The sequence below is a fragment of the Helicobacter pylori genome (assembly GCF_001998165.1).
Taxonomy (GTDB): domain Bacteria; phylum Campylobacterota; class Campylobacteria; order Campylobacterales; family Helicobacteraceae; genus Helicobacter; species Helicobacter pylori_DL.
Genome location: NZ_MTWR01000022.1, coordinates 1 through 10,181, shown reverse-complemented (window position 1 = coordinate 10,181; position 10,181 = coordinate 1). Strand labels below are relative to the sequence as shown.

Below are 10,181 nucleotides of genomic sequence, written 5' to 3'. Positions count from 1 at the left end.
AACAGCCGTAAAGCCCATGACACTGAGATTATTTACTCTACTTTGCAAGTAGTCCCCAGGTATTCAATAGAAACCAAAATGAGTACCCCTTACATTTTAGCGTATCGCAACCTTTGAATTTTAAAAACTAGATTCAGTTTTTTTGTCTCAAATGATGGACGCTCTCGCCCCCAAGACCATAATTATTAGAATCGATCTCATCTATAATAACCACAATAGAAGCCTTATTTTTGTTTAACACCTTCACCATCAAATCTGAAACCCCTTCAATCAATTGCTGTTTTTGATCGTTTGTTGGCCCTCCATTTTCTGGCACAAGTTTGATATTGATAAACGGCATGTTATTCCTTAAAATTGAGATAGCACATTATAACGCTTTTATTTAAACGCTTCATTAAGCGCTTTTTCATATTGTATTAATTAAACCCCCTTTTAAAAACAATAAAAGCTTTTTAATCTCTTTCAAGTCAAGTTAAGTTTGATATACTAACAGAATGAATACTTATAAAAACAGCTTGAACCACTTTTTAAATTTAGTGGATTGTTTAGAAAAAATCCCCAATGTGGGTAAAAAGTCCGCCTTTAAGATGGCGTATCATTTGGGTTTAGAAAACCCCTATCTGGCGCTAAAAATCACGCACGCTTTAGAGAACGCCCTAGAAAACCTTAAAACATGCACATCTTGTAACGCGCTCAGTGAGAGTGAAGTTTGTGAGATTTGCTCTGATGAGAGCCGGCAAAATTCTCAGCTTTGCATGGTTTTACACCCAAGAGACGTGTTTATTTTAGAAGATTTAAAGGACTTTCTAGGGCGCTATTATGTGTTAAATTCTATAGAAGAAGTGGATTTTAACGCCCTAGAAAAACGCCTAGTTGGAGAAAACATTAAAGAAATCATTTTTGCTTTCCCCCCCACTTTGGCTAACGATTCTCTAATGCTCTACATTGAAGATAAATTACAGCATTTCCATCTCACTTTCACTAAAATCGCTCAAGGCGTGCCTACTGGAGTGAATTTTGAAAACATTGACTCCGTTTCGCTCTCAAGGGCGTTTAATTCAAGGATCAAAGCATGAATTTAAATTTTATGCCCTTATTGCACGCCTATAACCATGCGAGCATTGATTTTCATTTCAATTCTAGCGCTAGGGATTTTTGCGTGCATGAAGTGCCTTTGTATGAATTTAGCAACACGGGCGAACATGCCGTTATTCAAGTGAGAAAAAGCGGTTTAAGCACTTTGGAAATGCTTCACATTTTTTCTCAAATTTTAGGGGTAAGAATCGCTGAATTGGGTTATGCGGGCCTGAAAGATAAAAACGCGCTGACGACTCAATTCATCTCACTCCCTAAAAAATACGCCCCTTTATTAGAAAAAAATACGCATAATTTGCAAGAAAGAAACCTTAAAATCCTGTCTTTGAATTACCATCATAATAAAATCAAATTAGGGCATTTAAAGGGTAATCGCTTTTTTATGCGCTTTAAAAAAATGACCCCCCTAAACGCTCAAAAAACAAAGCAGGTTTTAGAACAAATCGCGCAATTTGGCATGCCTAATTATTTTGGCTCGCAACGCTTTGGGAAGTTCAATGACAACCATAAAGAGGGTTTAAAAATCTTACAAAATGAAACGAAATTTGCTCATCAAAAACTAAACGCTTTTTTAATTTCAAGCTATCAAAGTTATTTGTTTAACTCGCTTTTAAGCAAGCGGTTAGAAATCAGTAAAATCATTAGCGCTTTTAGCCTAAAAGAGGGTTTAGAATTTTTTAAACAAAACAATTTAAGCGTTGATTCAAACACCCTAAAAACCCTTAAAAACCAAGCCCACCCCTTTAAAATCTTAGAAGGCGATGTGATGCGCCATTACCCTTATGGGAAATTTTTTGACGCTTTAGAATTAGGAAAAGAGAGCGAAAGGTTTTTGAAAAAAGAAGCTGTGCCTACGGGGTTACTAGACGGCAAAAAAGCTCTTTATGCAAAAAATTTGAGTTTTGAAATTGAAAAAGAATTCCAGCATAACCTTTTAAATAGCCATGCTAAAACGCTAGGCTCTAGGCGGTTTTTTTGGGTGTTTTTAGAAAATGTAACTTCTCAATATATCAAAGAAAAAGCGCAATTTGAATTGGGATTTTACTTGCCTAAAGGGAGTTATGCGAGCGCGTTGCTCAAAGAAATCAAGCATGAGAAAGGAGAAAATAATGACGAATTTTGAAAAGATTATCGCGCAAAACAGGCTCAAAACGAACGCGGTTTTAACCACTTATTGCGCGATTTTTGCTTTTATCGGGTTGTTGGTGGATGCTATTAGAATCAACGCTAATGATTTAGGCATAGCCCTTTTTAAACTCATGACTTTTCAAATTTTTCCTACGATTACCATTATCATGTTTTTAGCGGCTTTTGTCATTATTGTTATTTGTATCCAAAATTTTAGCTCTATCATGTTAAGCGGTGATGAATACAAACTTATTGACCCAAGCAAGGTTTTAAGCTCTAAAGAAAATCAAATCCATCGCCTTTTGTTAGAGCTTTTAGAAGAGGCCAAGCTTCATTTTGAGCCTAAGCTTTATATCATTAACGCCCCTTACATGAACGCTTTTGCGAGCGGGTGGGATGAGTCTAATTCCCTTATCGCTCTTACAAGCACTTTAATAGAGAAGTTGGATAGAGACGAGTTAAAAGCCGTGATCGCTCATGAGCTCAGCCACATACGACATAACGACATCCGCTTGACCATGTGCGTGGGGATTTTGAGTAATATCATGCTATTGGTGGCTAATTTTAGCGTGTATTTTTTCATGGGGAATCGCAAGAATAGCGGGGCGAATTTAGCCCGAATGATTTTATTACTCTTACAGATCGTTTTGCCTTTTTTAACGCTTATTTTGCAAATGTATTTGAGCCGCACACGAGAATACATGGCCGATAGCGGGGCGGCGTTTTTAATGCATGACAATAAGCCCATGATTAGAGCCTTACAAAAAATTTCCAACGATTACACCAACAACGATTATAAAGAAATAGATAAAAATAACACCCGATCAGCGGCCTATCTTTTTAACGCTGAAATGTTTAGCACCCACCCTAGCGTTAAAAATCGTATCCAATCCTTAAGAAAGCGTGTGATTTAAATGGAAAATTTTTTCAACCAATTTTTTGAAAACATCGGCGAAGATAAGAATCGAGAAGGTTTGAAAGAGACGCCTAAAAGGGTTCAAGAATTATGGAAATTCTTGTATAAAGGCTATAAAGAAGACCCTAAAGTGGCTTTAAAAAGCGCGTATTTTCAAGGCGTTTGCGATGAAATGATAGTGGCTCAAAACATTGAATTTTACTCCACTTGCGAGCACCATTTGCTCCCTTTTTTAGGGAATATCAGTTTAGGATATATCCCTAAAGAAAAGATTGTAGGCATTAGCGCGATCGCTAAACTCATTGAAATTTATAGCAAACGCCTACAAATCCAAGAAAGGCTGACCACTCAAATTGCAGAAACTTTTGATGAAATCATAGAGCCAAGGGGCGTGATCGTGGTTTGTGAAGCCAAGCATTTGTGCATGAGCATGCAAGGGGTGCAAAAGCAAAATGCGATCATTAAAACAAGCGTGTTAAGAGGCCTCTTCAAAAAAGACCCTAAAACCAGAGCTGAATTTATGCAACTCTTAAAATCTTAGGTTATAATTCTAGACATGAGTAACCCTAATTTATCCTTTTATCATAATGAGTGCAAGCGTTTTGAAAGCTTTTTAAAAAACCATTATTTACACCTTGAAGGCTTCCACCCTTATTTGGAAAAAGCCTTTTTTGAAATGGTGCTTAATGGGGGTAAAAGATTCCGCCCTAAGCTTTTTTTAGCCGTGCTTTGCGCGTTAGTGGGTAAAAAAGATTATCTTAACCGACAAACAGAATATTTTAAAATCGCTTTAAGCATTGAATGTTTGCACACTTATTCGCTCATCCATGACGATTTGCCTTGCATGGATAACGCCGCTTTAAGGAGAAACCACCCTACTTTACACGCCAAATACGATGAAACCACAGCCGTTTTAATCGGCGATGCGCTCAACACTTACTCTTTTGAATTGCTTTCAAACGCTTTACTAGAAAGCCACATCATTGTGGAATTAGTCAAAATCTTAAGCGCTAATGGGGGGATTAAGGGCATGATTTTAGGGCAGGCTTTGGATTGCTATTTTGAAAACACCCCCTTAAATTTAGAACAGCTCACTTTCTTACACGAGCATAAAACCGCTAAATTGATTAGCGCAAGCCTGATTATGGGGCTTGTTGCAAGCGGCATTAACGATGAAGAGCTTTTAAAATGGCTTCAGGCTTTTGGGTTAAAAATGGGTCTTTGTTTTCAAGTGCTAGATGATATTATAGACGTTACACAAGATGAAAAAGAAAGCGGTAAAACCACTCATTTAGACGGCGCTAAAAACAGCTTTGTGAATTTATTGGGGCTAGAAAAGGCAAGCGGTTACGCCCAAACTTTAAAAACAGAGGTTTTAAACGATTTAAATGCATTGAAACCCGCTTATCCTTTATTGCAAGAAAATTTAAACGCATTATTGAACACTCTATTTAAAGGCAAGACATGAAAAAAATTCTACTCACCAATGATGATGGCTACCATGCAAAAGGCATTAAAGCTTTAGAACAGGCTTTAGAAGAAATGGCAGAAATTTATGTGGTCGCCCCCAAGCATGAAAAAAGCGCATGCTCGCAATGCATCACCATCACTGTGCCTTTAAGAGCGGAGAAAATTAAAGGCAAAGAAGGCCGGCACTATAGGATTGATGATGGCACGCCAAGCGATTGCGTGTATCTGGCTATTAATGAGCTTTTTAAACATGTTTGTTTTGATTTAGTGATTTCAGGGATCAATCTTGGATCTAACATGGGCGAAGACACGATTTATTCGGGAACGGTGGCCGGAGCGATTGAAGGCACCATTCAGGGCGTGCCTTCCATTGCGATTTCTCAAATCCTTTCTAACAGAAACAAAAACACTCCCTTAAGTTTTGATCTAGCTCAAAAGATCATCCAGGATTTAGTCCAAAACATCTTCACCAAAGGCTACCCTTTAAAGGGGCGCAAACTCTTGAATGTGAATGTCCCTAATTGCTCCTTACAAGAATATCAGGGCGAACGCATCACCCCTAAGGGCTATCGGTTGTATAAAAAAGAAGTGCATAAACGCACAGACCCCAAAAATGAAAGCTATTTTTGGCTAGGGCTACACCCTTTAGAGTGGCAAAAGCGCGAAAATGAAGACAGACTCTCTGATTTTGACGCTATCGCTTCAAACCATGCCTCTATCACGCCTTTAAATTTAGACTTAACCAGTTATGATGATCTAAAAAGCTTGGAATCTTGGCATGAGGGAATGTTAAAGTGAGTAAAAATCGCCGCTTGGCTTTTTTAGGGCTAATTGTTGGGGTGTTTTTTTTCTTTAATGCATGCCAACACCGCTTGCACATGGGGTATTACTCAGAAGTTACGGGGGATTATTTGTTCAACTATAATTCCACTATCGTGGTGGCTTATGACAGAAGCGATGCGATGACTTCTTATTATATCAATGTGATTGTTTATGAATTGCAAAAATTAGGCTTTTACAATGTCTTCACGCAAGCGGAATTCCCACTAGATAAAGCCAAAAATGTGATCTATGCACGCATTGTCCGTAACATCTCAGCTGTGCCGTTCTACCAATACAATTACCAACTGATCGATCAAGTCAATAAACCTTGTTATTTTCTTGGGGGGCAGTTTTATTGCTCCCAAACCCCTACCGATTACTACGCTATCAATGGCTTTAGCGAGCAAATTTTAATGAGCGCTAATTCGCATTTTATTTTGGATTGGTATGATGTGGTGCTGCAAAAACGGGTTTTATATGTGGATGGGAGCGTGAGCGGAAGGACTTGTGGCTATCAAATGCTTTATAGGGATTTGATTAAAAGCACGATCAAGCGCATTGATTTTAACCGCCCTGAACGCTACTACTACAATTTAAGATTGCCCCTTTATCAGCCATGTTATAGGCAATGAAATGGTTATCAGGCGATTGTATAAATTTTGCGCTAGCCATGTGGTACGCAATTGCTCTTCTTTAAAATGCGCTCAAAACATCCATGGGCATAATTATGAAGTGGAAGTCTTTATTGAAACCAACCGCTTGGATAACGCGAACATGGCGCTAGATTTTGGACTGATGCAACAAGAAATGCAAACCTTTATAGACTCCTTTGATCATGCCCATCATTTTTGGGATAAAGAAAGCCTTGAGTTTCAGCGTTTTATAGAAACCAACTGCGTTCGTTACGTGAAATGCTCGTTTAATTTGAGCGCAGAGAGTTACGCCCTCATGTTTTTATACTACCTGACAAAAATTTTACAAAAAAGCGTTTTTTCTAATAATGAAGGGGAGTTAAAAGTCTCTAGCGTGCGCGTGCATGAAACTAAAAACGGCTATGCGGAAAGCTTTTTAAAAGATTTAGAAAACCCACACTTTAAATCTTTAGTGCATCAAAATTGCGTCTCTTTTTCGCAAGGCATTCAAAATTTGTGGCATGATAAGGACTTTTTCAATAAAATCATTAGCGATGAAAAACAATGCTTTTTCCACGCTAAACCCTTACACCAAATCCCATGAAACTCCCGGTCGTTGAGAGCTTTTTTTCCTTACAAGGTGAAGGCCAAAGGATAGGCAAACCCAGTCTTTTTTTGCGCTTAGGGGGGTGTAACCTTTCATGCAAGGGCTTTAATTGTAAAACCTCATTGAATGATGAAATCCTAACAGGTTGCGATAGTTTGTATGCGGTGCATCCTAAATTCCAAACATCTTGGGATTATTATGATGATCCTAAACCCTTGATTGAACGATTAGTTAATTTAGCCCCTAATTATAAGGATTTTGATTTCATTCTTACAGGCGGGGAGCCAAGCTTGTATTTCAATAACCCTATTTTAATCAGCGTTCTAGAGCATTTTTATCGCCAAAAAATCCCTTTATTTGTAGAGAGTAACGGCTCTATTTTTTTTGAATTTAGCCCTATTTTAAAAGAATTGCATTTCACCCTGAGCGTCAAACTCTCTTTTTCTTTGGAAGAAGAAAGCAAGCGGATCAACCTTAAAGCCTTACAAAATATCTTAAATAACGCTAAAAGCGCGCATTTTAAATTTGTATTGGATAGCCAAAACGCCGCTCAATCTATTATAGAAATTCAAAGCCTTTTGAAACAACTCTCCTTAAAAAATAATGAAATCTTTTTAATGCCCTTAGGCACAAATAACAACGAGCTAGATAAAAATCTAAAAACCCTAGCCCCCCTAGCCATAAAGCATGGTTTCAGGCTGAGCGATAGGCTTCATATCCGCTTATGGGACAATAAGAAAGGGTTTTAAATTCATCATATCATATAAAGCGTTATTATTTTAAGCTAAAAATTGTTATCATTACGCTCATTAAGGGATCATTTTATCTTTGGAAGTTAGGAAATCATGACCATCAAAGTTTTTTCGCCCAAATACCCCACTGAATTAGAAGAATTTTATGCTGAGCGTATCGCTGACAACCCTTTAGGGTTTATCCAACGCTTGGATCTTTTGCCCAGTATTAGCGGGTTCGTTCAAAAATTGCGCGGGCATGGCGGGGAATTTTTTGAAATGAGGGATAAGGGGAAGCTCATTGGGATTTGTGGGCTTAATCCTATCAATCAAACAGAAGCCGAGCTGTGTAAATTCCACATAAATACCGCTTATCAATCCCAAGGGTTGGGTCAAAAACTCTATGAGAGCGTGGAGCGATACGCTTTAATCAAAGGCTATACTAAAATCTCTCTGCATGTGAGCAAGAGTCAAATCAAGGCATGCAACCTCTATCAAAAGCTGGGTTTTGTGCGTATCAAAGAAGAGGATTGCGTGGTGGAGTTGGGCGAAGAGACTTTGATTTTCCCCACTCTTTTTATGGAAAAGATTTTGTCTTGATTGGTGCATCCATTTGAAACACGCCTTTTCCCCATCAAACTCTTATTAACACAGCCTAATTAATGCTAAATAAACTATAAAACAAACGCTTGTTTTTAAAATTTTGTTTCAATATGAAATACTAATCCCTTGTAAAAGCGTTAAATTTCAAAAAACAAACAAACAACCCCCTTAAACTGTATAATAAAGGCGCTATAAACTAAAAAGAGATAACCATGAGAAAACTATTCATCCCACTTTTATTATTCAGCGCTTTAGAAGCGAACGAGAAAAACGGCTTTTTCATAGAAGCCGGGTTTGAAACTGGGCTATTAGAAGGCACGCAAACGCAAGAAAAAAGACACACCACCACAAAAAACACTTACGCAACTTATAACTATTTACCCACAGACACGATTTTAAAAAGAGCGGCTAATTTGTTCACAGACGCTAAATCCATATCGCAATTAAACTTTTCATCTTTATCCCCTATTAAAGTGTTGTATATTGGTGGTAAATTAACTATAGAAAATTTCTTACCTTACAATCTAAGCAATGTTAAACTGAGTTTTACAGACCCTCAAGGCAATGCGATCGATTTGGGCGTGATAGAGACCATCCCCAAACACTCTAAGATTGTTTTACCTGGGGAGGCGTTTGATAGTCTAAAAGAGGCGTTTGATAAAATTGGCCCCTATACTTTCTTTTTTCCAAAATTTGAAGCCACTAGCACTTCTATTTCTGACACTAACACGCAAAGGGTGTTTGAAACGCTCAATAAGATTAAGACAAATTTGGTCGTAAATTACAGGAATGAAAACAAATTTAAAGATCACGAAAATCATTGGGAAGCTTTCACCCCACAAACCGCAGAAGAATTCACTAATTTGATGTTGAACATGATCGCTGTCTTAGACTCCCAATCTTGGGGCGATGCGATCTTAAACGCTCCTTTTGAGTTCACTAATAAAGGCGGAGGAGGGGAATGCGATACCAGCAAAGAGAATGAATGCGTAAATCCCGGAGTAAATGGGCGTGTTGATACTAAAGTCGATCAACAATATATACTCAACAAACAAGGTATTATTAATAATTTTAGGAAAAAAATAGAAATTGATGCGGTTGTTTTAAAAAATTCAGGGGTTGTAGGGTTAGCCAATGGATATGGCAATGATGGTGAATATGGCACATTAGGGGTAGAAGCCTATGCCTTAGAACCCCAAAAACTCTTTGGCAATGACCTTAAAACCATCAATTTAGAGGATTTAAGAACCATCTTGCATGAATTCAGCCACACTAAAGGTTATGGGCATAACGGGAACATGACTTATCAAAGAGTGCCGGTAACGAAAGATGGTCAAGTGGAAAAGGATAATAATGGCAAGCCAAAAGATTCTGATGGCCTCCCTTATAATGTGTGTTCGCTTTATGGGGGTCAAGGTCAGAGCGCTTTCCCTAGCAACTACCCTAATTCCATCTATCACAATTGCGCGGATGTCCCCGCTGGCTTTTTAGGGGTAACGGCAGCGGTTTGGCAGCAGCTTATTAATCAAAACGCCTTGCCGATCAACTACGCTAACTTGGGGAGTCAAACAAACTACAACTTAAACGCTAGTTTGAACACGCAAGATTTAGCCAATTCCATGCTCAGCACCATTCAAAAAACCTTTGTCACTTCTAGCGTTACCAACCACTATTTTTCAAGCGCTTCGCAAAGTTTTAGAAGCCCTATTTTAGGGGTTAACGCTAAAATAGGCTATCAAAATTACTTTAATGATTTCATAGGGTTGGCTTATTATGGCATCATCAAATACAACTATTCTAAAGCCCTTAATCAAAAATTCCAGCAATTGAGCTATGGTGGGGGGATAGATTTATTACTAGATTTCATCACCACTTACTCTAATAAAAATAGCCCTATAGGCGTTCAAAGGAACTTTTCTTCATCTTTTGGTATCTTTGGGGGGTTAAGGGGCTTGTATAACAGCTATTATGTGTTGAACAAAGTCAAAGGGAGCGGTAATTTAGATGTGGCTACCGGATTGAACTACCGCTATAAGCATTCTAAATATTCTGTAGGGATTAGCATCCCTTTAATCCAAAGAAAAGCTAGCGTCGTTTCTAGCGGTGGCGATTACACGAACTCTTTTGTTTTCAATGAAGGGGCTAGCCATTTTAAGGTGTTTTTTAATTACGGGTGG

General features: G+C 38.2%; 12 protein-coding genes. 11 read left to right on the top strand and 1 reads right to left on the bottom strand.

Going from position 1 to position 10,181, the window contains the following annotated elements; genetic code table 11:
- Positions 1-133: 133 nt before the first annotated feature.
- Positions 134-340, bottom strand: a complete 207-nt coding sequence (locus tag BZK24_RS03290; RefSeq protein WP_077656560.1) for a 2-hydroxymuconate tautomerase family protein — start codon at positions 338-340, stop codon at positions 134-136.
- A gap of 154 nt (positions 341-494) precedes the next feature.
- On the opposite strand from BZK24_RS03290, the gene recR reads away from it, so the two are divergent.
- The 11 genes from recR to BZK24_RS03235 form a co-directional block, all read left to right on the top strand.
- Positions 495-1,076 (top strand): recombination mediator RecR, encoded by a 582-nt coding sequence (gene recR, locus BZK24_RS03285; protein ID WP_077656559.1) that lies wholly within the window; start codon positions 495-497, stop codon positions 1,074-1,076.
- The gene (gene truD / locus BZK24_RS03280; protein ID WP_021173262.1) at positions 1,073-2,218 is read left to right on the top strand and encodes a tRNA pseudouridine(13) synthase TruD; all 1,146 of its coding nucleotides are present in this window, start codon (positions 1,073-1,075) and stop codon (positions 2,216-2,218) included. Before recR ends, truD begins: the two co-directional genes overlap by 4 nt.
- Positions 2,205-3,137 carry a zinc metalloprotease HtpX gene (gene htpX, locus BZK24_RS03275; RefSeq protein ID WP_240659997.1) on the top strand — a complete coding sequence of 311 codons (933 nt, stop codon included), beginning with the start codon at positions 2,205-2,207 and terminating at the stop codon, positions 3,135-3,137. The genes truD and htpX overlap by 14 nt, the downstream gene beginning before the upstream one ends.
- The gene (folE, locus tag BZK24_RS03270; protein WP_000426949.1) at positions 3,138-3,680 is read left to right on the top strand and encodes a GTP cyclohydrolase I FolE; all 543 of its coding nucleotides are present in this window, start codon (positions 3,138-3,140) and stop codon (positions 3,678-3,680) included.
- A 15-nt stretch (positions 3,681-3,695) separates the two neighbouring features.
- Positions 3,696-4,607, top strand: coding sequence for a polyprenyl synthetase family protein (locus BZK24_RS03265; RefSeq protein WP_077656557.1), 912 nt, complete (start codon positions 3,696-3,698; stop codon positions 4,605-4,607).
- On the top strand, positions 4,604-5,407 hold the full coding sequence (surE, locus tag BZK24_RS03260) for a 5'/3'-nucleotidase SurE (protein WP_077656556.1): 804 nt from the start codon (positions 4,604-4,606) through the stop codon (positions 5,405-5,407). The genes BZK24_RS03265 and surE overlap by 4 nt, the downstream gene beginning before the upstream one ends.
- Positions 5,404-6,063, top strand: coding sequence for a hypothetical protein (locus BZK24_RS03255; protein WP_000042188.1), 660 nt, complete (start codon positions 5,404-5,406; stop codon positions 6,061-6,063). Before surE ends, BZK24_RS03255 begins: the two co-directional genes overlap by 4 nt.
- A gap of 1 nt (position 6,064) precedes the next feature.
- The gene (locus BZK24_RS03250) at positions 6,065-6,667 is read left to right on the top strand and encodes a 6-pyruvoyl trahydropterin synthase family protein (RefSeq protein WP_077656555.1); all 603 of its coding nucleotides are present in this window, start codon (positions 6,065-6,067) and stop codon (positions 6,665-6,667) included.
- Positions 6,664-7,419, top strand: coding sequence for a 7-carboxy-7-deazaguanine synthase QueE (locus BZK24_RS03245; RefSeq protein ID WP_000775694.1), 756 nt, complete (start codon positions 6,664-6,666; stop codon positions 7,417-7,419). Before BZK24_RS03250 ends, BZK24_RS03245 begins: the two co-directional genes overlap by 4 nt.
- Before the next feature lie 96 nt (positions 7,420-7,515).
- Complete coding sequence (locus BZK24_RS03240; RefSeq protein WP_000153389.1) at positions 7,516-8,001, top strand: GNAT family N-acetyltransferase; 486 nt, start codon at positions 7,516-7,518, stop codon at positions 7,999-8,001.
- Positions 8,002-8,216: 215 nt separating this feature from the next.
- On the top strand, positions 8,217-10,181 hold a 1,965-nt coding region (locus BZK24_RS03235), incomplete at its 3' end, for a porin family protein (RefSeq protein WP_077656554.1).